This window comes from Aeromicrobium stalagmiti (assembly GCF_013283745.1).
Taxonomy (GTDB): domain Bacteria; phylum Actinomycetota; class Actinomycetes; order Propionibacteriales; family Nocardioidaceae; genus Aeromicrobium; species Aeromicrobium stalagmiti.
In genome coordinates this window covers 224,738-247,394 of sequence record NZ_JABSTZ010000003.1, presented here as the reverse complement: position 1 = coordinate 247,394, position 22,657 = coordinate 224,738, and the positions used below count along the sequence as shown (strand labels likewise).

20 protein-coding genes are annotated in these 22,657 nt (G+C 70.3%); 14 read left to right on the top strand and 6 right to left on the bottom strand.

Going from position 1 to position 22,657, the window contains the following annotated elements:
• Positions 1-4: 4 nt before the first annotated feature.
• Positions 5-625 carry a trimeric intracellular cation channel family protein gene (locus HQK15_RS13630; protein WP_367649180.1) on the top strand — a complete coding sequence of 207 codons (621 nt, stop codon included), beginning with the start codon at positions 5-7 and terminating at the stop codon, positions 623-625.
• 18 nt (positions 626-643) lie between these two features.
• Here the strand turns inward: HQK15_RS13630 and HQK15_RS13625 are convergent, their stop codons facing one another.
• Together HQK15_RS13625 and HQK15_RS13620 are read right to left on the bottom strand one after the other, a co-directional pair.
• On the bottom strand, positions 644-4,033 hold the full coding sequence (locus HQK15_RS13625; RefSeq protein WP_173492026.1) for a bifunctional proline dehydrogenase/L-glutamate gamma-semialdehyde dehydrogenase: 3,390 nt from the start codon (positions 4,031-4,033) through the stop codon (positions 644-646).
• A gap of 52 nt (positions 4,034-4,085) precedes the next feature.
• Entirely contained in the window at positions 4,086-5,255 is a 1,170-nt protein-coding gene (locus HQK15_RS13620; protein ID WP_173492025.1) for an MFS transporter, read from the bottom strand.
• Between the two features lie 52 nt (positions 5,256-5,307).
• Here HQK15_RS13620 and HQK15_RS13615 point away from each other — a divergent pair, with 52 nt between their 5' ends.
• The 3 genes from HQK15_RS13615 (at position 5,308) to HQK15_RS13605 (ending at position 7,523) form a co-directional block, all read left to right on the top strand.
• Positions 5,308-6,372 (top strand): ferrochelatase, encoded by a 1,065-nt coding sequence (locus HQK15_RS13615; protein WP_173492024.1) that lies wholly within the window; start codon positions 5,308-5,310, stop codon positions 6,370-6,372.
• A complete protein-coding gene (locus tag HQK15_RS13610) occupies positions 6,369-7,160 on the top strand; it encodes an inositol monophosphatase family protein (RefSeq protein ID WP_367649179.1) in 792 nt (263 codons plus the stop codon). Before HQK15_RS13615 ends, HQK15_RS13610 begins: the two co-directional genes overlap by 4 nt.
• Positions 7,161-7,223: 63 nt before the next feature.
• Entirely contained in the window at positions 7,224-7,523 is a 300-nt protein-coding gene (locus HQK15_RS13605) for a DUF4193 domain-containing protein (RefSeq protein ID WP_173492023.1), read from the top strand.
• Here the strand turns inward: HQK15_RS13605 and HQK15_RS13600 are convergent.
• Together HQK15_RS13600 and HQK15_RS13595 are read right to left on the bottom strand one after the other, a co-directional pair.
• Complete coding sequence (locus HQK15_RS13600) at positions 7,498-7,959, bottom strand: DUF4235 domain-containing protein (protein WP_173492022.1); 462 nt, start codon at positions 7,957-7,959, stop codon at positions 7,498-7,500. The two genes, HQK15_RS13605 and HQK15_RS13600, sit on opposite strands and share 26 nt — an antisense overlap.
• The gene (locus HQK15_RS13595) at positions 7,943-8,446 is read right to left on the bottom strand and encodes a DUF3093 domain-containing protein (protein WP_173492021.1); all 504 of its coding nucleotides are present in this window, start codon (positions 8,444-8,446) and stop codon (positions 7,943-7,945) included. The genes HQK15_RS13600 and HQK15_RS13595 overlap by 17 nt, the downstream gene beginning before the upstream one ends.
• A 54-nt stretch (positions 8,447-8,500) precedes the next feature.
• On the opposite strand from HQK15_RS13595, the gene dut reads away from it, so the two are divergent.
• Genes dut through HQK15_RS13575 form a run of 4 tightly spaced genes read left to right on the top strand, consistent with a single transcriptional unit; the run spans position 8,501 to position 10,658 of the window.
• Positions 8,501-8,968, top strand: coding sequence for a dUTP diphosphatase (gene dut / locus HQK15_RS13590; RefSeq protein ID WP_173492020.1), 468 nt, complete (start codon positions 8,501-8,503; stop codon positions 8,966-8,968).
• Entirely contained in the window at positions 8,968-9,594 is a 627-nt protein-coding gene (locus HQK15_RS13585; protein ID WP_173492019.1) for a DUF3710 domain-containing protein, read from the top strand. The genes dut and HQK15_RS13585 overlap by 1 nt, the downstream gene beginning before the upstream one ends.
• A 10-nt stretch (positions 9,595-9,604) precedes the next feature.
• Positions 9,605-9,955, top strand: coding sequence for an OB-fold nucleic acid binding domain-containing protein (locus HQK15_RS13580; protein ID WP_173492018.1), 351 nt, complete (start codon positions 9,605-9,607; stop codon positions 9,953-9,955).
• A gap of 22 nt (positions 9,956-9,977) precedes the next feature.
• On the top strand, positions 9,978-10,658 hold the full coding sequence (locus HQK15_RS13575) for a DUF3159 domain-containing protein (protein ID WP_173492017.1): 681 nt from the start codon (positions 9,978-9,980) through the stop codon (positions 10,656-10,658).
• Between the two features lie 27 nt (positions 10,659-10,685).
• Here HQK15_RS13575 and HQK15_RS13570 read toward each other — a convergent pair whose 3' ends face one another.
• Together HQK15_RS13570 and HQK15_RS13565 are read right to left on the bottom strand one after the other, a co-directional pair.
• Positions 10,686-11,348: a potassium channel family protein gene (locus HQK15_RS13570; RefSeq protein ID WP_173492016.1), complete on the bottom strand. Its 663-nt coding sequence runs from the start codon at positions 11,346-11,348 to the stop codon at positions 10,686-10,688.
• Positions 11,348-12,010, bottom strand: a complete 663-nt coding sequence (locus HQK15_RS13565; protein WP_173492015.1) for a potassium channel family protein — start codon at positions 12,008-12,010, stop codon at positions 11,348-11,350. The genes HQK15_RS13570 and HQK15_RS13565 overlap by 1 nt, the downstream gene beginning before the upstream one ends.
• 81 nt (positions 12,011-12,091) lie before the next feature.
• Between HQK15_RS13565 and HQK15_RS13560 the strand changes: the two genes are divergently transcribed.
• The 6 genes from HQK15_RS13560 to HQK15_RS13535 all read left to right on the top strand — a co-directional run bounded on the left by HQK15_RS13560 (position 12,092) and on the right by HQK15_RS13535 (position 22,646).
• On the top strand, positions 12,092-14,101 hold the full coding sequence (locus HQK15_RS13560; RefSeq protein ID WP_437340250.1) for an APC family permease: 2,010 nt from the start codon (positions 12,092-12,094) through the stop codon (positions 14,099-14,101).
• Positions 14,101-15,318 (top strand): class I SAM-dependent RNA methyltransferase, encoded by a 1,218-nt coding sequence (locus HQK15_RS13555; RefSeq protein ID WP_173492013.1) that lies wholly within the window; start codon positions 14,101-14,103, stop codon positions 15,316-15,318. The genes HQK15_RS13560 and HQK15_RS13555 overlap by 1 nt, the downstream gene beginning before the upstream one ends.
• A 77-nt stretch (positions 15,319-15,395) precedes the next feature.
• Complete coding sequence (locus tag HQK15_RS13550) at positions 15,396-17,969, top strand: SCO7613 C-terminal domain-containing membrane protein (RefSeq protein WP_173492012.1); 2,574 nt, start codon at positions 15,396-15,398, stop codon at positions 17,967-17,969.
• A 139-nt stretch (positions 17,970-18,108) separates the two neighbouring features.
• Positions 18,109-18,492, top strand: a complete 384-nt coding sequence (locus HQK15_RS13545; RefSeq protein WP_173492011.1) for a hypothetical protein — start codon at positions 18,109-18,111, stop codon at positions 18,490-18,492.
• Between the two features lie 159 nt (positions 18,493-18,651).
• Positions 18,652-21,330 carry an aconitate hydratase AcnA gene (gene acnA / locus HQK15_RS13540; protein ID WP_302477621.1) on the top strand — a complete coding sequence of 893 codons (2,679 nt, stop codon included), beginning with the start codon at positions 18,652-18,654 and terminating at the stop codon, positions 21,328-21,330.
• A 230-nt stretch (positions 21,331-21,560) separates the two neighbouring features.
• A complete protein-coding gene (locus tag HQK15_RS13535) occupies positions 21,561-22,646 on the top strand; it encodes a sugar ABC transporter substrate-binding protein (RefSeq protein WP_173492009.1) in 1,086 nt (361 codons plus the stop codon).
• Positions 22,647-22,657: the final 11 nt, after the last annotated feature.

Sequence of the window (22,657 nt, the reverse complement as noted above, 5' to 3'; positions counted from 1 at the left end):
CGCCGTGTCGGACACCCTGCTGCTGATCCTCGATCTGGCCGGAATCGCGGTCTTCGCGTCGACCGGTGCCCTGGTGGGCGTGCGCAAGGAGCTCGACGTCTTCGGTGTGGCCGTCCTGGCGCTCATCACGGGCCTGGGCGGCGGCGTCGTCCGTGACGTGCTGATCGGCGCCGTACCCCCCGCTGCGCTCGACGACTGGCGCTATCTCGTGGTCCCGTTCGTGACCTCGATCGTGGTGTTCATGTTCCACCCGACGTTCGGTCGGCTGGAGCGCGAGATCATGCTGCTCGACGCCCTCGGGCTCGCGCTGTTCTGCGTCACGGGAGCGGTCGCGGCCGAGGAGGCCGGACTCAACGTCCTCGCGGCGTCGGCTCTCGGCATGTTGACGGGCATCGGTGGCGGCATGATGCGCGACGTCGCCTCGGGCCGCGTGCCGGTCGTGTTCCGCGGCGAGCTCTATGCGACCCCGGCGTTCGCCGGCGCCCTGGTGGCATCGGTCGTGCACCATCAGGACTGGTCACAGTGGTGGTACGTCCTGGCGGGCGGGATCTGCCTGGTGTGGCGGGTCCTGGCGCTGCAGCGTGGCTGGTCGGCCCCGCTGCCGCCCGGCACTGCTCACGCCTGAGCGGTCACGCCTGAGCAGTCACCGGGGCAGGACGTGGGCGAACTCCGCGTCGGGGTTGCCGAATCGGTGGTTCGTGATCGAGATCGCCTGCTCCTGCAGGAACGGCAGCGCCTCGACGCGTCCGGACGGCGTGACCGGTCCGGCGTAGATCGCGACGTCGGGATCGCCCTCGACGGTCGTCGCGAGCTCCTTGGCGCTGGTGCCGATCAGCCGGACGCGGGACGGCCGGGTGCGTGCGGCGCGGGCCAGCCACTCCTCGTGCGTCTCGACCCGCGCCGAGTCGGCCAGACCGTCGGGCAGCGGCGTGCTGGAGCTGACCTCGACGGTGGCGCCGGTGCGGGCAGCGGCGAGCAGGACGCGGACGAGATCGGCGAGCCGGCCGTCGAAGCGGATCGTGACCGGCACGGCGACGTAGCGGAACACGTCGCGCTCGACGCCGAGCTGCGAGACGTCCTTGGCGACGCCGTACTCGCGCGTCCAGGCGACGTGGTCGGACGCGGCCGCGGCCTCCAGGTCACGCAGCTCGGTGGCCGTGAGGGCCGTCGCGGCCACCTCGAGCACCGTGGTGACGGCAGGGGAGAGCGCCGGAGCAGCGACGACAGCGCGCAGGGGACGGGGACGCCACGTGCCCAGATGGGTCAGGTAGTTGGGGCCGCCGGCCTTGGCCGTGGTGCCGACGGACGACCGCTTCCAGCCGCCGAACGGCTGGCGCTGGACGATCGCGCCGGTGATGCCGCGGTTGACGTAGAGGTTGCCGGCCTGCACGGTGTCGATCCAGGTGTTGACCTCGTCGGCGTCGAGCGAGTGGATGCCGGCGGTCAGTCCGTAGTCGGTGGCGTTCTGCCACGCGATCGCCTCGTCGAGCGAGCGCGCGTGCATGATGCCGAGGATCGGCCCGAAGTACTCCGTGGTGTGGAACCGGCTTCCGGGGCGCACGCCTGACCGGATGCCGGGCGTCCACACGCGGGGGTCGGGTCCGAGCTGGCTGGGCTCGACGAGCCACGACTCGCCCTCGCCGAGCGTCGTGAGGCCGTCGGCGAGCTTGCCCTGGGGCGCCTCGATGACGGGACCCATCGTGACCTCGGGGTCCTGCGGGAAGCCGACCTTGAGCGATGCGACGGCGTCGACGAGCTGACGCTGGAACCGCTCGGACTCCGCGACCGACCCGACCAGGATGGCGAGGCTGGCCGCTGAGCACTTCTGCCCTGCGTGGCCGAAGGCGCTCTTGACGAGGTCGGCGACCGCGAGGTCGATGTCGGCGCTGGGGGTGATGACGATGGCGTTCTTGCCGCTGGTCTCGGCCAGCAGGGGCAGGTCGGGGCGCCACGAGCGGAACAGCTGCGCGGTCTCCCAGCCGCCGGTGAGGATCACCCGGTCGACGTCGGAGTGGGCGATGAGGGCCTTGCTCAGCGGCCCCTCCTCGATCGTGACGTAGCGCAGGACGTCGCGCGGCACCCCGGCCTGCCACAGTGCCTCGACCATGACGGCCGCGCACCGGCGGGTCTGGGGTGCCGCCTTGATCACGACGCCGCTGCCGACCGCGAGGGCGGCCAGCACCGAGCCGGCCGGGATCGCGACCGGGAAGTTCCACGGCGGCGCCACGACGGTGAGGGTGTCGGGCACGAACTGCGCGCCGTCGACGGCGTCGAGCCGCCGGGCGGACTCCGCGTAGTAGTTGGCGAAGTCGATCGCCTCGCTGACCTCGACGTCGGCCTCGGCGACCGTCTTGCCGGCCTCGGCAGCCATGACCGAGACGAGGTCGCCACGACGGGCGCCCAGCGCGCTGGCGGCCTGGTGCAGGATCCAGGCCCGCACCTCCGAGCCGCGGGCCTCCCACGCCTTGGCGGCCTTGCGGGTGTCCTGGATGATCGTCTCGAGGCTGGCCGGGCCGGGCACGCGGCCGGAGCGGACCGTCTCGGCGCCCACCTGGGTGTAGGTCGACCGCGCCAGCACGAGGCGCGACCAGTCGCGGTTGGCCTCGGTCGACGGGTCGGTGTCGGGCGTGTTGGCGAACCGGTCTGCGTACGCCCGGGGGATCTCGGTCTGTCGGTTCTGCACACGGTGTGGCACGGGGACCGACTCGTCGAGCGCCTCGACCGAGTCGAGGAAGCGGCGCACCTCACGGTCCATCAGGTCGGGCGCGGCGGACAGCTCGAACGCGGCCGACATGAAGTTGTCGCTGCTGGCGTTCTCCTCGAGGCGACGCACGAGGTAGGAGATCGCGACGTCGAACTCGGTCGGCCGGACGACGGGGGTGTAGAGCAGGAGCTTGCCGATGTCGCCGCGCACGGCGTCGACCGGACCGGAGTCCATGCCCAGCAGCATCTCGAAGTCGATGCCGTCACGGACGCCGCGATCGCCGGCGAGCAGCCACGCGTAGGCGACGTCGAACAGGTTCTGGCCGGCCACGCCGATGCGGACCGCGTCGATCCGGTCGGGGGTGAACGCCCAGTGCAGGACGCGCTTGTAGTTGGTGTCGGTCTCACGCTTGGACGACCAAGTGGCCAGCGGCCAGTCGTGCATCGTGGCGTCGACTCGCTCCATCGCCAGGTTGGCGCCCTTGACGACGCGCACCTTGATCGGCGCGCCGCCGGCCGCACGACGTCGGGTGGCCCAGCCCTGCAGCTCCTGCATCGCGCCGAGCGCGTCGGGCAGGTAGGCCTGCAGCACGATGCCGGCCTCGAGCTGCGGGAACGAGTCGAGGATGGTCGTGAAGACCGCGACGGTCAGGTCGAGGTCCTTGTACTCCTCCATGTCGAGGTTGATGAACGTCGTCTCGCCGGTGGCGGCGCGCTCGTACAGCGGCGTCAGCTGCTCGACGACCCGGGCGACGGACTCGTCGAAGGCCCACATCGACAGCTGGCTGGCGACCGACGAGACCTTGATGGAGACGTAGTCGACGTCGTCGCGCTCGAGCAGCTCGAGCGTGCCGTCGCGGCGCCGCGCAGCCTCGCCGTCGCCGAGGACCGCCTCGCCGAGCAGGTTGAGGTTGAGCCGGTCGCCACCGGCGCGCAGCTTGCGGATCGCCTTGCCGAGCTGCTTCGGACGGGCGTCCACGACCAGGTGGCCGACCATGCGGCGCAGCGTGCGCCGGGCCATCGTGACGACGAGCTGGGGGAACACGAGCGCCGCGATCGCCCCGAGCTTGAGCAGGAAGCGCTGGCTGAACGGCAGGAACGTTGGGGTGTTCCGGGCGAGCGTGCGCAGGTTGCGGGCGGCGACCCGGTGGTCGTCGGGGCGCACGACCCGGTCGACGAAGCCGATCGTGAACTCGAGCCCTTGCGGGTCCTTCAACAACGTGGCGAGGCGCGCTGCAGCGGGATCGGTGCGTCGGGCATGGGGACGGCGGGGATCGATCCATGCGCGGACGAGCTCGACACTGCGCTCGGCGAGGGTGAGGTCGGTCATCGTGTGCCCCACCTTAATGACTTCGCGGGCCGGTTTTCACCCGGTGTCGCGCTCAGGTGGAGGTCCGGGTGGTCCACGCGACGATCGAGCCCGCCAACCCGGCCACGAGAGGCACCAGGAAGCCCGCCGAGGCGCCCTGTGCGTCGATCACGGCGCCCGCCACAGCAGCGCCCGGGGCCACGCCCACCGACATGCCCGTGGTGGTCCACGTCAACGCCTCGGTGAGCCGGGTCGGCGGCACCTCGCGCTCGATCAGGCTGACCATCGCGATCAGGGTCGGCGAGATCATGAAGCCGCCGAGGAACATCCCGACGGCGACCCACGGGATGCTCGTGACCAGGCACAGCGGGCCGAAGAGGGCACCGAGGACGAAGATCGCCCAGCGCAGACGGTTGAGGGGGCGAGCCGGCTGGGGGAGGGCGCCGACCGCCACGCCGGCGACCAGGCTGCCGGCCGCCCAGATCGCGAGCACGACACCCGCAGCACCCGGGCGTCCCTGCTCGTCGGTGAACGCCGCGATGATGACCTCGGCCGAGCCGAAGACGATGCCGAGCGCGCCGGACACCGCGACCATGGGGCCGAGGAACGCCCAGTTCATGGCCGGGCCCACGTGGGTGTCGCGAGGGGTCGCGGGCGGCTGCGTGGAGCGCTGCAGAGCCAGCGCCCAGCTGCCGAGCATCGCTGCCGCGGCGGCGAACAGGAGTCCCGACACGTCGGCCGCCTGCAGGGTCAGGAACGTCACCAGGACGGGGCCGACGATGAACACGACCTCGTCGGCGACGGCTTCGATCGAGAACGCGGTGTTGAGCTGGGTGCGGTCGGTGATGCTGTGGTTCCAGCGGGCGCGGACCATGCTGCCGGTCTGTGGCGTGGCCAGCCCGGCGAGGATCGCGCAGGCGTGGGGCCACGGGGTCGACCAGTCGCGGTCGATCGCCACGAGGAAGGCGCCGATGCCGGTCGCGTAGAGGACGCCGACGACCCAGAGCACGGTCGCCTGCCCGAGCCGGTCGGCCAGGCGCCCCTGCATCGGACCGAAGGCCGCGGCCGCCAGGACGTACGCCGCCGACATGATGCCGGCCTCCTTGTAGGAGCCTCCCCGCTCGTGCACGAGCAGGACGATGCCGAGCCCGGCCATCGACAGCGGGAGCCGTGACCAGAGTGCCGTGAACGAGAACAGGGCAGCACCGGGCCGCGACAGCACGTCGCGATAGGTCGTCATCATGGTCCGGGCCTCCCGGCCAGCACCCTATCCACACCGATGGGATGATGGACGCATGGATCATCGCCCGTTCGACGCGCTCCTGCTGGTGTCCTTCGGGGGACCCGAGCACCCCGACGACGTCGTGCCGTTCCTCGAGAACGTCACCGCTGGTCGGGGCATCCCTCGCGAGCGTCTCGAGGAGGTCGGTCAGCACTACTTCCTCTTTGGCGGCAAGTCGCCGATCAACGAGCTCAACCTCGAGCTGCTCGACGCGCTCCGCAAGGACTTCGCCGCAAACGGCGTCGACGTCCCGATCTACTGGGGCAACCGCAACTGGGACCCCTACCTGCGCGACGCCGCCCGCGAGATGGCGGCCGACGGGGTCAAGCGCGCCGCGTGCTTCGTCACCAGCGCCTACTCGTCCTACTCCGGGTGCCGGCAGTACCGCGAGGACCTCCACGACGCCGCCAGCGGGCTGCAGATCGAGCTCAGCCGTCTGCGGCACTACTTCAACCACCCCGGCTTCGTGGGCCCGTTCACCGAGGCGACGAGGGCCGAGCTCGAGGCTGCCCCCGCCGGCACTCACGTGATCTTCGTGACCCACTCGATCCCGACCTCGATGAACGACGCGAGCGGCGGACCGGGCCGCGAGATGTACGTCCGTCAGCACGAGAGCGTCGCGTCGCTGGTCGCCGAGGGGGCCGGTGCGAAGAGCTGGTCGCTGGCCTACTGCTCGCGCTCCGGGTCGCCGCACGTGCCGTGGCTCGAGCCCGACATCAACGACCACATGGAGCAGCTGCACGAGGACGGCGTCGAGTCCGTCATCGTCGTTCCGATCGGCTTCGTCTCCGACCACATGGAGGTCATCTACGACCTCGACACCGAGGGCAAGGCGACCGCCGAGAAGCTCGGCCTGCGCTACGAGCGGGTCGACACACCCGGTGCCCACCCTGCGTTCGTGACGATGGTGCGCGAGCTGCTCCTCGAGCGCGCCGCGGTCGAGCGGGGCGAGGGAGTCGACCGGCCGTGCCTCGGCGCGATCCCCGCGTCGCACGACGTCTGCCCGGCCGACTGCTGCCTCAACCCCCGATCGGCGCTGCCGACGATCGGCGGCGTCGGCGACCCGCTGACGCCGTGAGCCACGACCTCTTCGACCTCGCGCGGGAGGTCGGGCTGGAGGCCGCTGCCTTCGTCCGGCACAGCCGGCCGGCCGGCCGGGTCGACGTCGCCGCGACCAAGAGCAGCGCGACCGACGTGGTGACCGAGATCGACCAGGCGTGCGAGCGGCTCATCCGTGACCGGATCTTCGCGGCGCGACCCGACGACGGGTTCGTGGGGGAGGAGGGTGACGACGTCGCCGGCACCTCCGGGGTCGACTGGGTCGTCGACCCCATCGACGGCACCGTGAACTTCGTCCACGACATCCCGTCGTACGCCGTCGCGATCGCGGCCCGCCGCGACGGCGTCGTCGTCGCCGGGCACGTCGTCAACATCGCCTCGGGCCAGGAGTACGGCGCCGTGCGCGGTCGCGGGGCGTGGCGCCAGGTCGGTGACGACCGCCAGCCGCTCGTCGCCCCGACCGGCGCTCCGCTTGCGCGCGGCATCGTCGCCACCGGCTTCCACTACGTCCCGGAGATCCGCGCGAAGCAGGCAGCGGCGATGGCACGGTTCCTGCCGCAGGTCGCCGACATCCGCCGCACGGGGTCGGCCGCGCTCAACCTGTGCAACCTCGCCGAGGGTCACTACGACGCGTACTTCGAGCAGGGCCTCCACCTGTGGGACCAGGCCGCAGCAGGGCTCGTGGCCACCGAATCCGGCCTCGTGGTCACCGGCCTGGACGGCGAGCCGAACGAGCGCATGGTGATGGCCGCGCACCCTGCGATTGCCGCGGAATATTTCGACCTCGTCCGCGCTTGTGGGTTCTGACGGCGAACGACTAGGAACGGTGTGGCACAATCACGCCGGTTGTTCCGCACAAAGGGAGATTTGATGGCTACCGACTACGACGCACCGCGCAAGACCGAGGAAGAGCAGTCCGAGGACAGCATCGAGGAGCTCAAGGCGCGTCGGCACGAGAAGAATTCTGGCAAGGTCGACGAGGACGAGACCGAGGCTGCGGAATCATTCGAGCTGCCCGGAGCCGACCTCTCCCACGAGGAGCTGGCCGTCCAGGTCGTGCCCAAGCAGGTCGACGAGTTCACGTGCTCGTCGTGCTTCCTGGTGCATCACCGCAGCCAGCTCGCCTCGGAGAAGAAGGGCGTGCTCATCTGCCGCGACTGCGCCGACTGACCTTCTTGGTCGACGCTTGATCGGGAGCCGGTTCCGCGAGGGCCGGCTCCTTTGTCATTCCCTGCTCCTTGAGCAGCGGCTTCATGCCCGGGGGCAGCTGGCCGGTCGACTTGACCCAGTAGGTCGCGGTGCCGCGCCGCACGCCCACCTTGACGAGCTCGATGAGGCCTCCGCCGACCATGGCCCAGGCCACGGCCTCACGGGTGCTGACCTCGGGGTGGCGTCCGCTGGTGGGGGGACGCTTGCCGGTGACGGCGCGCCAGGCCAGGCTCGACGCCCTCTGGGCGAGGAGGCCCGCGACGATCGAGGAGCCGCGGTCCATGAGCTTCCAGGTGCCCTTGCCGGGTGCCTTGGTCGTGGGCGTCGCGGCGGCCTCCTGCGCCAGGGACGCCTTCTTGCCGGACGGTGCCTTGCTCTTCCTACGCTTCTTCGCCACGGGGCACGTCTCCGATCGGGTCGTGGGCCGGCGTCTGCGGGGCCTCAGGGGGATGTCCGAGGGCGGTCGCGAGGGCCTCGGCACGACGGCTCGACACGAGCCAGTAGGGGGTGGGGTCGGCGGGGTCGTCGATCTCGACCATCACGCCGTGGTCGAGGTAGGGGCGGGTGACCAGGTAGGCGCGAGCGTCGGCGCCGGTGCCGAGCCGGGTGCGGTAGTCGGCCCGGTTGAGCGCGACGACCTCGCCGACGTGCGACGCCTCGACGAAGGCCGGTCCGACCCGGAGTCCCTCGGGGGTCACGACGATCAGCAGCGACCCGTAGCGCCACACGAGATAGAAGTCGGCGGCCGTGAGCATCGCCGTCACGGCGATCGCGATGGGCCAGGTCGTCACGACGAGGAAGACCCATCCCCACACGACGGCGAAGCCGAGCGCTGCCAGCCACCAGGACAGGGGAGCGGTCAGGCGCTCGCGGTAGGTCGTCACGGTTCAACCTTGCCTCATGCCCGTCGTCGCCGCGACGCAGGTAGGGTCGCAACCATGTTCGACGTGACCGTCACTCGGCTCGATCCGGGGGTCCCGCTCCCGGAGTACGCGCATCCCGGCGATGCCGGGGCAGACCTGGTGACGACGGTCGACGTCGACCTCGCCCCGGGCGAGCGGGTCCTGGTCCCCACCGGCATCGCGATCGCGCTGCCCGACGGCCTCGCGGCGTTCGTCCATCCACGGTCAGGGCTCGCGCTGCGGCTCGGGCTGTCGATCGTCAACACGCCCGGCACGATCGACGCGGGCTACCGTGGGGAGATCAAGGTCCTCCTGGTCAACCACGACCCGGTCCACCGCATCGCGTTGAGCCGCGGCGACCGGATCGCCCAGCTGGTGATCCAGCGGGTCGAGCGCGTCTCGTTCATCGAGGCGGACGTGCTGCCCGACTCGGTGCGCGGGGCCGGGGGATACGGTTCAACGGGCGGTCACGCGACCGCCGACATCCAACGAGAGAGCAGCTGATGGCACTGCGCCGCCGCAAGAACGAGCCCGTCGACGAGCAGGTCGAGGAGGTCGAGCCCGTCGAGGGCGTCCGCCACCTCGGCCCGTGGGACTCCTCCGAGCGCTCGCCGGGTGACGATCCGGCCTACATCGACCTCGGAGCGCTGCAGGTCCGCGTGCGCGTGGGCCTCAACCTCGAGCTCCCGGTCGACGAGAGCGACGACATCGGCTCGGTCGTGCTGGTCACGGACGACGCCGCCCTGGAGCTGCGCGCCTTCGCCGCCACGAAGTCCGGAGGCCTCTGGGACGAGGTGCGCGACGACCTGATCCTGGAGGTCGAGCGGCTCGAGGGCGAGTGCGAGCAGGTCGACGGTCCGTTCGGGCCCGAGCTGCGCGTGCGGGTGCCCGTCGAGGTCGACGGCCAGGCCGGCTTCCAGCCCAGCCGCATCGTGGGCATCGAGGGTCCGCGCTGGCTGCTGCGCGCCACGTTCCTCGGTGACGCGGGCCTCAACCCGACCGACGACGGACTGCTGATGGACGCGCTGCGCGACGTCATCGTGGTCCGCGGCGGCGAGCCCCGCCTGCTCCGCGAGGCCCTGCTGCTCACACCTCCCGGGACGACCACGGTCGTCCTCGACGAGGAGTAGGCTTTTTCGCATGGGACGCATCAGCAGGACCCTCGAGCGACTCTCCACCGAGCACCAGGAGGCGGGCGAGCTCAAGAACGACGCGGCCAAGGCCGGCTGCAAGCTCATCGCCTCGCTGCCCGACCGCTCGGTGGTCACGATCCACGGCACGCTGCGCTCGGTCACCCTTCGCCCCGTCGACGGCGTCACCGCCCTCGAGGCCGAGCTCTACGACGGGTCCGACAGCGTCACGCTGATCTGGCTGGGTCGGCGCAAGATCGAGGGCGTCGCGGCCGGCCGGCAGCTCAAGGCGTTCGGTCGTGTCGGCATGCGCGGCACCACCCGGGTGATCTACAACCCGCGGTACGAGCTCGACGCGTGACCCGCCGTCCCCGCACCTGCCGATGACCAGCACCCAGGCCACCGTCGAGCAGGTCGTCCGCGCGCAGCTGGCGCGAGCCCTGGGCGGTCGGCGCGGCATCGTCGAGAGCGCCGTGCCGACGGCGTTGTTCACGATCTGCTTCCTCGTCAGCGACGACATCCGGCTCTCGCTCATCGTCAGCGTCTCGGTCACTGCGGCGCTCCTGCTGCTGCGGGTGCTGCAGCGGTCCACCACGCAGTTCGTCTTCAACGCGCTGGTCGGCATCGGGATCGGTGCGTTGTTCGCCTACCGGGCCTCGCAGTCCGGCGGGTCGGAGGAGGACGTCGCCCGCGCCGTCTTCACCCCGGGCCTGATCTACAACGGCGTCTACGCCGTCATCATCGTCTTCACGATCGTCATCGGCTGGCCCATCGTCGGGTTCATGGTCGGCTCGGTCACCGGCGACCCCACGGCGTGGCACGACGACAAGGCCATGGTGCGGCTGTGCTCGCAGCTGACCTGGATCCTCGCGATCCCGTGCGTCATCCGGGTCGCGGTGCAGCTGCCGTTGTGGCTCGACCACCAGATCGGCCTGCTGGGCGTCAGCAAGATCGCCCTGGGCTGGCCGCTGCAGCTCGCGTCGTTCGCGGTCATGGCGTGGTTGCTGAGCCGCAACCGCACCCCCATCGAGATCGACGACCCCGACCCCGACACCATCCGCTGACGAGGGCGTCCCCGCCCCCGGTCAGCGTCAGTGCTTGGGGGAGAGGAGCTCGCCGAGGTGGTCCTCGGCGTCCTCGGGCGTGACGAACAGCAGCTCGTCGCCGGCCTCGAGCGAGCGGTCGGCGTCGGGCGTCTCGATCGCGTTGTCACGCAGGATCGCGACCAGCACGACGTCGGACGGCCACGGCACCTCGCTGACGCGCTTGCCCACGAACGGGGAGTCCTCGGGCATCGTCAGCTCGACCAGGGTGGTGTTGCTCTGGCGGAACGTGAACAGCCGCACGAGGTCGCCGACCGTGACGGCCTCCTCGACCAGGGCCGACATGAGGCGAGGCGTCGAGACGGAGACGTCGACGCCCCACGACTCGCTGAACAGCCACTCGTTGCTGGGGTGGTTGACGCGGCCGACGGTGCGCGGCACGGCGAACTCGGTCTTGGCGAGCAGCGAGATGACCAGGTTGGCCTTGTCGTCGCCGGTCGCCGAGATCACGACGTCGCACGACTCGAGCTGCGCCTCCTCGAGCGAGGACAGCTCGCAGGCGTCGGCGAGCAGCCACTGGGCCTGGGGGACCATCTCGGCGCGGATGGACGCGGGGGACTTGTCGATCAGCAGGATCGTGTGGCCGTTGTCGATGAGCTCCTGGGCGACTGAACGTCCCACGGCGCCTGCTCCGGCGATCACGACGCGCATCAGTCGGCCTCCGGCCCTGCGTCGAGAGCGGCGTGCGACGAGTCCGCGGTGGACTCGAGCATGAACAGGCTCAAGTAGTCACCCTCCTGGATCACGGTGTCGGGCAGGGCGATCAGGCCGGTGCCGAGGCGGGTGAGGTACGCGACGCGGACCTTGGCGGTCGCCTCGAGCTCGGCGATCCGGTGGCCGACCCAGCTGAACGGGGCATAGACGAGGTCGAGCCGGACGTCGCCGGACTGGTCGCGCCAGGCGGGCTCGGACCCGGCGGGCACCAGTCGGCGCAGCACCTGGTCGGCGGCCCACGGCACGGTCGCGACGGTGGGGACGCCCAGGCGCTCGTAGACCTCGGCGCGTCCCGGGTCGTAGATGCGGGCGACGACGTTCTCGACCTTGAACTGCTCGCGGGCGACCCGCGCGGAGATGATGTTGGAGTTGTCACCGCTCGAGACAGCGGCGAACGCGTCGGCGTGCTCGATGCCGGCCTTCTTCAGGACTTCACGGTCGAAGCCCATGCCGGTGACGGTGATGCCGGCGAAACCGGGGCCGAGTCGGCGGAAGGCGTCGGGGTTCGTATCGATGACGGCAGTGGTGTGGCCGCGCTCCTCGAGGCTCCGCGTTAGAGTGGATCCGACACGTCCGCAGCCCATGATCACGATGTGCACGCAGGCGACGCTACACCGGCCGGGGCCGACATGTGCATGCCAGTCGGTGTCATGCCCCTGCGAGGTCTAGCATCGTCTCTCGTGGGAGTCACCGAGGTCGCCAAGCGAGCACTGGTCGGACGCAAGCTCCGCAGCACGCAGCTGGGGGAGACCCTGCTGCCGAAGCGGATCGCGCTGCCGGTCTTCGCCAGTGACGCCCTGTCCTCCGTGGCCTACGCCCCCGACGAGATCTTCCTGACGTTGTCGCTCGGCGGCCTGTCGGCCTACACGTTCAACTGGAAGATCGGCATCGCGGTGACGCTGGTGCTGGCGGTCGTGATCGCCTCCTACCGGCAGAACGTCCACGCCTATCCGTCCGGCGGTGGCGACTACGAGGTCGCGACTGTCAACCTGGGCAAGACGGCCGGCCTCTCGGTCGGCAGCGCGCTCCTGGTCGACTACGTGCTGACGGTTGCCGTGTCGGTGTCGTCAGGCGTCCAGAACGCGAGCTCCGCCCTGCCCTGGCTGGACGGGCACGAGGCGACGGCTGCATCAGTGCTGGTCCTGATCCTGATGGCGATGAACCTGCGCGGCACCAAGGAGTCGGGCACGGCGTTCGCCGTCCCGTCCTACCTGTTCATGGTCGCGATCCTGCTGATGGGCGTGTGGGGCTACTTCCGCTACCTCACGGGCAGCCTGCCGGACGCACCCAGCGCGATCTACGACATCGCGCCGGAGGAGCAGTTCGAGCAGGGGGTCACCGGCGTGGCCATGGTGTTCCTGCTGGCGCGGGCGTTCTCGTCGGGCTGCGCGGCGCTGACCGGTGTCGAGGCGATCAGCAACGGCGTCCCGGCGTTCAAGAAGCCCAAGAGCAAGAACGCCGCGACGACCCTGCTGCTGCTCGGCACGTTGTCGATCACGATGCTGATGAGCATCATCGTGCTCGCCGACCTGATGCGGCTGCGCTACGTCGAGGATCCCGCCCACCAGCTGCTGCTCGACGGCAAGCCCGTCGGCTCGAGCTATCAGCAGGACACCGTGATCGGTCAGCTGGCGAGCAGCCTCTACAGCAACTTCACGCCGCTGTTCTACTTCACGATCGCCTGCACCGGCATCATCTTGATCCTGGCGGCCAACACCGCGTTCAACGGCTTCCCGGTGCTCGGCTCGATCCTGGCGCGCGACGGCTTCCTGCCCCGCCAGCTCGACACCCGCGGCGACCGCCTCACGTTCAGCAACGGCATCATCGTGCTCGCCCTCGCGGCGATCGTCCTGATCCAGGCGTTCGACGCCGAGGTCACCAAGCTCATCCAGCTCTACATCGTCGGCGTCTTCGTGTCGTTCAACCTCAGCCAGCTCGGCATGATCCGGCACTGGAACCGGCACCTGCGGACCGAGACCGACCCGGCTGCCCGCCAACGGATGAAGCGCTCGCGCATCGTCAACTCGATCGGTCTGGGCATGACCATCACGGTGCTGATCATCGTGCTGCTCACCAAGTTCCTCGCCGGCGCGTGGATCGCCATCGTCGCGATGATCGTCATCTTCATCATCATGCGCGGCATCGGGCGCCACTACGACCGCGTCTCAGAGGAGCTCGCGATCGACGACTCCGACGTCGCGCTGCCGTCGCGCGTCCACGCGATCGTCCTGGTGAGCAAGCTCCACAAGCCGACGATGCGTGCCCTGGCGTATGCCCGCGTGTCGCGCCCCAACTCGCTGGAGGCCCTCACGGTCGGGTTCGACCCCGAGCAGACCGAGAAGCTCATGCAGCAGTGGGAGGAGATGGCGATCCCCGTGCCGCTGAAGGTCGTCGACTCGCCCTACCGCGAGCTCGTGCGGCCGGTCATCCGCTACGTCAAGGAGCTGCGCAAGTCGGGTCCCCGCGACATCATCACGGTCTACATCCCCGAGTACGTCGTCGGGAAGTGGTGGGAGCAGCTGCTGCACAACCAGACCGCGCTGCGGCTCAAGGGACGTCTCCTCTTCATGCCCGGCGTGATGGTGACGAGCGTCCCCTACCAGCTCAGCTCGGCCAAGCGTGCCAAGAAGAAGATGGCCCAGGAACGACCCGCGCCCGGCGACGTCCGCCGCGGCTTCCGCGACCGCTGATGCCGACCGAGGCGATCGTCGAGGTCGGGCCCGTCGCGCACGGCGGGCACTGCGTGGCGCGGCTCGACGGCCAGGTGGTGTTCGTCCGTCACACGCTGCCGGGCGAGACGGTCCGCATCCGGGTGACGGAGGAGACCAAGACCTTCCTGCGGGCCGACGCGATCGAGGTCATCGAGCCGGCGCCGGGCCGGGTCGAGGCACCCTGCGCCTATGCCGGCACCTGCGGGGGCTGCGACTTCCAGCACGTCGACCCGGCCGTGCAGCGGACGTTGCTGGGCGACGTGGTGCGTGAGCAGCTGCGCCGCCTGGCCGGCCTCGACTGGGACGGCGAGGTCGAGGCGGTCCTTCCCGACGCGCTGGGCTGGCGCACCCGCGTCCAGTTCGCCGTCGACCGGCACGGTCGTCCCGGCCTGCGCCGCCACCGGTCGCACGAGATCATCCCGGTCGAGGAGTGCCTGATCGCCCACCCCGAGCTGCCGCCCGTGCTGGGTCGCTCCTGGGACGCCGACGCGGTCGAGGCGATCGTGTCGTCGACCGGCGACCGGCTGCTCGTCACCGACGCGAGCATCAGCGACGAGGTCGAGGCCGAGGTCGACGGCGTCGTCGCCTCCGACGGCACGACCCGCGGCGGACGCGGCGCCGTCACCGAGCGGGTGCTGGCCGCCGACTTCCGGGTCTCGGGATCGGGCTTCTGGCAGGTGCACCCCGACGCCGCCACGACCCTGGTCGAGGCCGTGGTCGAGGCCGCGGAGGTCACGACCGGAGACACGGTGCTCGACCTCTATGCCGGTGTCGGCCTGTTCACGACCTTCCTGGCCGACGAGGTGGGGGAGAGCGGCACGGTGCTCAGCGTCGAGTCCGACCCGGGTGCGTCGCGCGACGCCCGCCGCAACCTGCACGACCTGCCGCAGGTGCAGCTCGTCGGCGAGACGGTCGAGCGGGCCCTGCGCCACGGCACGCTGGGCACGTCCGCCGACGTGGTGGTGCTCGACCCTCCGCGCACGGGCGCCAAGAAGGCCGTCGCGGACATCGCGTCGCTCGGCCCGCGGCGCATCGTCTACGTCGCCTGTGACCCGGCCGCACTGGCCCGCGACCTCGCGTCGTTCGCGTCGAAGGGCTACGCGCTCACCAGCCTGCGCGCGTTCGCACTGTTCCCGATGACGCACCACGTGGAGTGCGTCGCGCTGCTCGAGCCGGCACCGGTCACGGTCGACTGAGCCAGACGCCCGCCGGTCGCCACACCGAGTGACGCTGGTCCTTGTGCCGGTCGGGTGGGCACGACAGAGTGTCTGCCATGCGCTTCGCCGACCCGCAAGCCTGCCCAGACTGTCGTGGAGCGCTCGCCGGGCAACCCGCCTGCCCGCACTGCGGCCTCGACCTGACCTCGGTCGAGGTGCGCCAGCTCTGGCAGCTGCTCCTGCAGGCCGACGACCTGCTCGCTCGCGCCTCGCACCGCCGGGTCCAGCCGTCGGACGCGCCAGCTGCGCAGGCGCCGCCCGTCCAGGCGCCACCGGTGCAGGCACCCCCGGTGCAGGCACCCCCGGTGCAGGCGCCGCCGGTGCAGGCGCCGCCGGTGCAGGCACCTCCGGCCCAGCCCGGGCCCGACCCGTTCGGCCAGGGCGTCCCGTCCTACCCGACCCCGCCGACGAGCGCCGTCCCCCCGCGGGAGCGCTCGTGGTCCGTCGGCACCGTCCTGCTAGTGCTCGGCGCCTTCGGCCTCGTCGTCGCGGGCCTGATCTTCGTCACCCGCTCGTGGGAGGACATCGGCCTCGCCGGCAAGACGCTGATCCTGCTGGCCGTCACCGTCGTGCTGGGTGCGTTGGGCGTCTGGGTCACCCGTCGCCCGCTGCGGGCCTCGGCCGAGGCCGTGTGGTCGGTGTTCCTCGCCCTGCTGACCCTCGACGTCTTTGCGGCCCGGCACGAGGACCTGCTCGGGCTGGGGGCGCTCGACACGTCGGTGGCCTGGTTGGTCTGGGGCACGATCGTCCTCGCGCTCGGTGTCGCGATCGCGGTGTGGGCACGTCCCCATGTCACGGTCGCCCTCGTCGCGCCCGCGGTCGCCGGTGGTCTGGGCATCACGATGGCCGCCGTCGGCGCAGGCACGATCGGCGACGACGTCGACGCCGCGTGGCGCGCTCTCGTCGCGCTGATCGTGGCGGGTCTGCTGTCGCTCGCGACCCGACCGGCAGCTCTGCCGCCGATGACACTGACGGCTCGTGTCGTCACGGCCGCGTTCTACGTCGGCGCCTACGTGACGGCCCTGGTCGAGACGATCGCGAACCCGGCGCTCGACCAGCTCGTCGGCGGCGGGCACGGCGTCCCGCTCGTCCTCATGGCCGTCGCGTCGGTCGTGGTGGGCTGGCTCGTGGCCGTCGTGCGGGTGCCGGCCGTCGCCCTGGCGGTGCTCGCCCTCTGCACCGTGCTGGTCACCCCGATCTCCGAGGCGGGCTCGGTGGAGGCCACCTGGGTGCTCGTCGCCGCGATCGCCGGTGTGCTGGCGGTCCTCGGCACCTTCGGCACCAACGACTGGATGCGGGGCGTCCGTCTCGGGTCGCTCCCGGCGGTCGCCGGCATCGTGCTCCTGCTGGTCGGGCTGCTGGTCGACGTCGTGGAGACGATGTCCACGATCCTCGACTCGCCGTGGCCGCTCGCCTGGGACGCCCGCCTCGACGTGGCCTCGGTCGACAACTACGACGGGTGGGCCGTGCCCTTCGTCCTCGTCGGGTTCTTCGCGGTGGCGTGGTTCGTGCCCCGGTGGCCCGAGGCGTCAGGTGCGCGGAAGCACGCACCGCTCCTGATGGCTGCAGCCGTCGGGGTCGGTGCGGTCGATGCCGTCGTGGTGCTGCGTCTGCCGGTGTGGGCTGCCGCCGCGACGCTCCTCGTGCTGGCGCTGACGGCCCTCGTGGTGCACCTGCGGGGCCTCGTGACGTCCTGGGGGCCGGCCGCCCTCACGCTGGTGCTGGCCGCGGCCGTCCTCGCCTCGGCCTCGCACGGTGTGTCCGCCGCGGCATGGCTAGCGGGAGCGGTGATCGCGGCCGGCTTCGCCGCGGCCCGTGGTTCCTCGGCGCAGCGCCAGGTCCACGCAGCGTCTGCGGCAGCCCTGGTCCTCGCCGGGACGGCTGCGCTCGTGTCGCTGCTCGACGTCGACGACGCGGTCACGGCGGCCGTCGTGCTCGCCGCGGCGCTGGCCCTCGTGGCCGTGGCCGGTCTGGTGCTGCCGCAGCACCCTGTCCGGGTGCCGGTCGAGGCCGTCGCGTCGATCGGTGGCGTCGTCGCCCTCGTCGTGCCGGGGTCGTCGGGTGAGCTGGCGGTGCGCTGGACCCTGGTCGGAGCCGCGTTGGTCGGCCTGAGCTTCGCGGTCCGCGACCGACGCTGGTACGTCTGGCCGGGCCTGGTCTCGCTCGTGGTCGCGTACGTCCTGCTGATCGTCGACAGCGGGTTCTCGTTCGTCGAGGCCTACACGCTGCCGCTCGGGGCCGCGGCCCTCGGCATCGGTGTCTACCTCACCCGTCGGCGCCCGGACGCCGGCACCTGGGCCCTGCTCGGCCCCGGTCTGGCGATCGCGATGCTCCCGAGCGTCCCGCAGTCGCTGGCCGACCCGACGGACCTCCGGGCGCTGCTGCTCGGCGCCGGTGCCGTGGTCGTGCTGGCGGTCGGCATCCGGCTCGGCTGGCAGGCGCCGTTCGTGGCCGGTGCCGTGATCCTGACCCTGCTGGTCCTGTTCAACATCGGTCCCTACGCCAACGCGGCCCCGCGGGTCGTGCTGATCGCCGCGGTGAGCGCGGTGCTGCTGGGCGTGGGCATCACCTGGGAGGACCGGGTCCGTGACGGACGCAAGCTCGTCGGCTACGTGCGGTCGATGCGATAGGCAGCTGACATGCCCGGGCCGCGGACGACCAGGCAGCTGAGGCGCGACGCCCTCGGGCAGGACGCCCTGCGGCAGGGTCGGCGGGGCCACAGCATCGGCAAGCACCGCGTCGGGCTCGCCGTGGTCGACGTCGCCGACGATGCACCGACCGGCACGGCCAAGGGGGCTGCTGCGGGGGATCGTCACCGCGCTGCTCCTGGACCTGTCCGCGGCGGCGATCCCGATCGGGCTGCCGACGGTGCTCCGTCAGGCGACGCCGGACGCGTGGCACGTCGGCGGAGCGTCCTACCTGGCGCTGCTGGTGCTGGTCGTGCCGCTGGTCGTCGCGACCGACCGTGGTCTCGCCGACCGGGTCGCGCGCACCCGCGTGGTCCGCGCCCGGGGTGCCGACGCGCTCACGACGCCCGCGAGGCGCCGGCTCCTGACCTGGATCGACGTGGCAGGGGTGGCCGGCCTGCTCGCGGTCGCGATCACCTACATCGCGTTCTACTCACCGCTCCTGCGGTTCCCTGACCTGCTCTAGACACGCGTGGGGGAGCGTGCGGATCCTCTCGACATCATGTATCTTGATATCAAGACATATCCCCACCCGAGGCATCCGACCCGAGGTTAGGCGAGCCTGACCGTGCGCCGCGCGTCGATGCTGGGCAGGATGGAATGCGATCCGCGAAGGAGAATGACGATGGCCGTCGACAGCTTCAACTCAAAGGACTCCCTCTCAGTCGGGGACGCCACCTACGACTACTACCGCCTCGGAGCGGTCGAGGGTGAAGGGCTCGACGTCGCGTCGCTGCCGTTCAGCCTCAAGGTCCTCCTCGAGTCGCTGCTGCGCACCGAGGACGGGGCCGACATCACGAAGGCCGACATCGAGGCCCTCGCCGGCTGGGACGCCGATGCCGAGCCCAGCAAGGAGATCCAGTTCACGCCCGCCCGCGTGATCATGCAGGACTTCACCGGCGTGCCGTGCGTCGTCGACCTCGCCACGATGCGCGAGGCGATGGCCGACCTCGGTGGCGACGCCACCAAGATCAACCCCCTCGCCCCGGCCGAGATGGTCATCGACCACTCCGTGATGGCCGACGTCTTCGGCACGCCCGACGCGTTCGAGCGCAACGTCGAGATCGAGTACGACCGCAACAAGGAGCGCTACCAGTTCCTCCGCTGGGGCCAGGGCGCCTTCGACGACTTCAAGGTCGTCCCGCCGGGCACCGGCATCGTGCACCAGGTCAACATCGAGAAGCTCGCCCGCGTCGTGTTCGAGCGCAAGGGCACGGTCTACCCCGACTCCTGCGTCGGCACCGACTCGCACACCACGATGGTCAACGGCCTGGGCGTCGTCGGCTGGGGCGTCGGCGGCATCGAGGCCGAGGCGGCCATGCTCGGCCAGCCGATCAGCATGCTGATCCCGCGCGTCGTGGGCTTCAAGCTCTCCGGTGAGCTGCCGCAGGGCGCCACCGCGACCGACCTGGTGCTCGTCATCACCGAGCAGCTGCGTCAGCACGGCGTCGTCGGCAAGTTCGTCGAGTTCTACGGATCCGGCGTCGGCGCCCTCCCGCTGGCCAACCGCGCCACGATCGGCAACATGAGCCCCGAGTACGGCTCGACGATCGCGGTCTTCCCGATCGACGACGAGACCACCAAGTACATGCGTCTGACCGGCCGTACCGAGGACGAGATCGCCCTCGTCGAGGCCTACGCCAAGGCGCAGGGCATGTGGCACGACCCCGATCACGAGCCGCGCTTCTCGGAGTACCTCGAGCTCGACCTCGGCGACGTCGTCCCGTCGATCGCCGGCCCCAAGCGTCCGCAGGACCGGGTGTCGCTGACCGAGTCCGTGTCGTCGTTCAAGACCGCGCTCGCGGACTACGCCGGCTCCTCCGACGCGTCCAACAAGCAGACCGTCACGACGGACGACGGCACGACCTATGAGATCGACCACGGCGCCGTGACGATCGCTGCGATCACCTCGTGCACCAACACGTCCAACCCGTCGGTCATGATCGGCGCGGGCCTGCTGGCCAAGAAGGCTGTCGAGAAGGGCCTGCAGCGCAAGCCGTGGGTCAAGACGACGCTGGCTCCGGGCTCGAAGGTCGTCACCGACTACTACGAGAAGTCGGGACTGAACGTCTACCTCGACAAGCTCGGGTTCAACCTCGTCGGCTACGGCTGCACGACCTGCATCGGCAACTCCGGCCCGCTGATCCCCGAGGTCAGCAAGGCCGTCAACGACGGTGACCTCGCCGTCACGGCCGTCCTGTCGGGCAACCGCAACTTCGAGGGGCGCATCAACCCCGACATCAAGATGAACTACCTGGCGTCGCCGCCGCTCGTCATCGCTTACGCGCTGGCCGGCTCGATGGACGTCGACCTGTTCAACGACGCGCTCGGCCAGGACGAGGACGGCAACGACGTCTTCATGAAGGACATCTGGCCGACGCCGCAGGAGATCGAGGACGTCATCGCGAGCTCGATCGACTCCGACACCTTCACCCGCGAGTACGCCGACGTCTTCGCCGGTGACGAGCGCTGGCAGAACCTGCAGACGCCGGACGGTGACGTGTTCGAGTGGGACCCCGAGTCGACCTACGTCCGCAAGGCGCCCTACTTCGACGGCATGAAGCTCGAGCCCGACGCGGTCACCGAGGTCAGTGGCGCCCGCGTGCTGCTCAAGCTGGGTGACTCGGTCACGACCGACCACATCAGCCCCGCCGGTGCGATCAAGAAGGACAGCCCGGCCGGCACCTACCTGTCGGAGCACGGCATCGAGGCGCGTGACTTCAACTCCTACGGCTCGCGTCGTGGCAACCACGAGGTCATGATCCGCGGCACGTTCGCCAACATCCGTCTGCGCAACCAGATGGCTCCGGGCACCGAGGGTGGCTTCACCCGCGACCTGCTGGCCGACGGCACGCCGGTCACGACGGTCTTCGAGGCCTCGGAGTCCTACCAGGCCGCCGGCGTCCCGCTGGTGGTCCTGTCGGGCAAGGAGTACGGCTCGGGCTCGTCGCGCGACTGGGCGGCCAAGGGCACCGCGCTCCTGGGCGTCAAGGTCGTCATCGCCGAGTCGTACGAGCGCATCCACCGGTCCAACCTGATCGGCATGGGCGTGCTCCCGCTGCAGTACCCGGCCGGTCAGTCGGCCGAGTCGCTGGGCCTGACGGGGGAGGAGACCTTCGACTTCACCGGCATCACCGAGCTCAACGAGGGACGCACCCCCAAGACGGTCCACGTGACGGCGACGGGCGCCGACGGAGCTGTCGTCGAGTTCGACGCCGTGGTCCGCATCGACACGCCGGGCGAGGCCAACTACTACCGCAACGGCGGCATCATGCCGTACGTGCTGCGGAGCCTGCTCGACTGAGAACACGCTGCATCTGTGCAGGTCAGGGGCATCGCCGACACGGCGGTGCCCCTGACTTTTGCGATCATTGTGCGTTTGCGAAGACAAAATGTCGTTCGAATCAACAATTTGTTGTGGCAAAGAGTGGACGTGACCCCAGTCACGCTATACGTTGTGTCGAACAACAAACGCGTTACGTGGACGAAACACTCGGCCGCGACGCACAACTGGAGGAATTGGAGGCGGTCTGTGTGAAGCGGACACGCAATCTCGTGCTGGCGACGGTCATGGGTGCGGCTCTCGCGCTCAGTGCGTGCGGCGGCAGCGACAGCGGCGGTGGCGACAGCGCCAGCGGCGACAAGCCCGAAGGAAAGATCGGCGTCATCCTGCCCGACACGAAGTCGTCGGTCCGCTGGGAGAGCGCCGACAAGCCGGCCCTCGAAGCTGCCTTCAAGGCCGCGAACGTCGACTACGACATCCAGAACGCCGAGGGCGACGCTGACAAGATGCAGACGATCGCGGACAGCATGATCACCGACGGCGTCACCGTCCTCGCGATCGTCAACCTCGACTCCGACTCGGGTGCGGCCATCGAGGAGAAGGCCAAGAGCCAGGGCGTCAAGACCATCGACTACGACCGTCTGACCCTGGGCGGCTCGGCCGACGTCTACATCTCCTACGACAACAGCAAGGTCGGTGCCCTGCAGGGCGAAGGCCTCGCCAAGTGCCTGGGCGACAAGGACGCGAACATCATCTACCTGAACGGTTCGCCGACGGACAACAACGCGACGCTGTTCTCGCAGGGCGCCCACAGCGTCCTCGACAAGGTCAGCACCTACAAGAAGGTCGGCGAGCAGGCTGTCCCGGACTGGGACAACGAGCAGGCCGTCACGATCTTCGAGCAGCTCTACACCAAGGTCGACGGCAAGGTCGACGGCGTCTACGCCGCCAACGACGGCCTCGGTGGAGCGGTCATCTCGATCCTCGACAAGAACGGCCAGGCCGGCAAGGTCCCCGTCACCGGTCAGGACGCCACGGTCGAGGGTCTGCAGAACATCCTCGCGGGTGACCAGTGCATGACGATCCAGAAGTCGGCCACCGGCCAGGCCAAGGCACTCGCCGAGACGGCGATCGCCATGGTCAAGGGCGAGAAGCCGGCCACCACCGGAACCGTCAAGGACGACACGGGCAAGCGTGACGTCCCGGCCATCCTGCTGGACCCGGTCGCGATCGACAAGACGAACGTCAAGGCCGTCATCGACGCGGGCGACATGAAGGCTGCCGATCTGTGCACCGGCGACTTCGCCAAGCTGTGCGCTGACGCCGGCATCAGCTGATTGATGTGGAG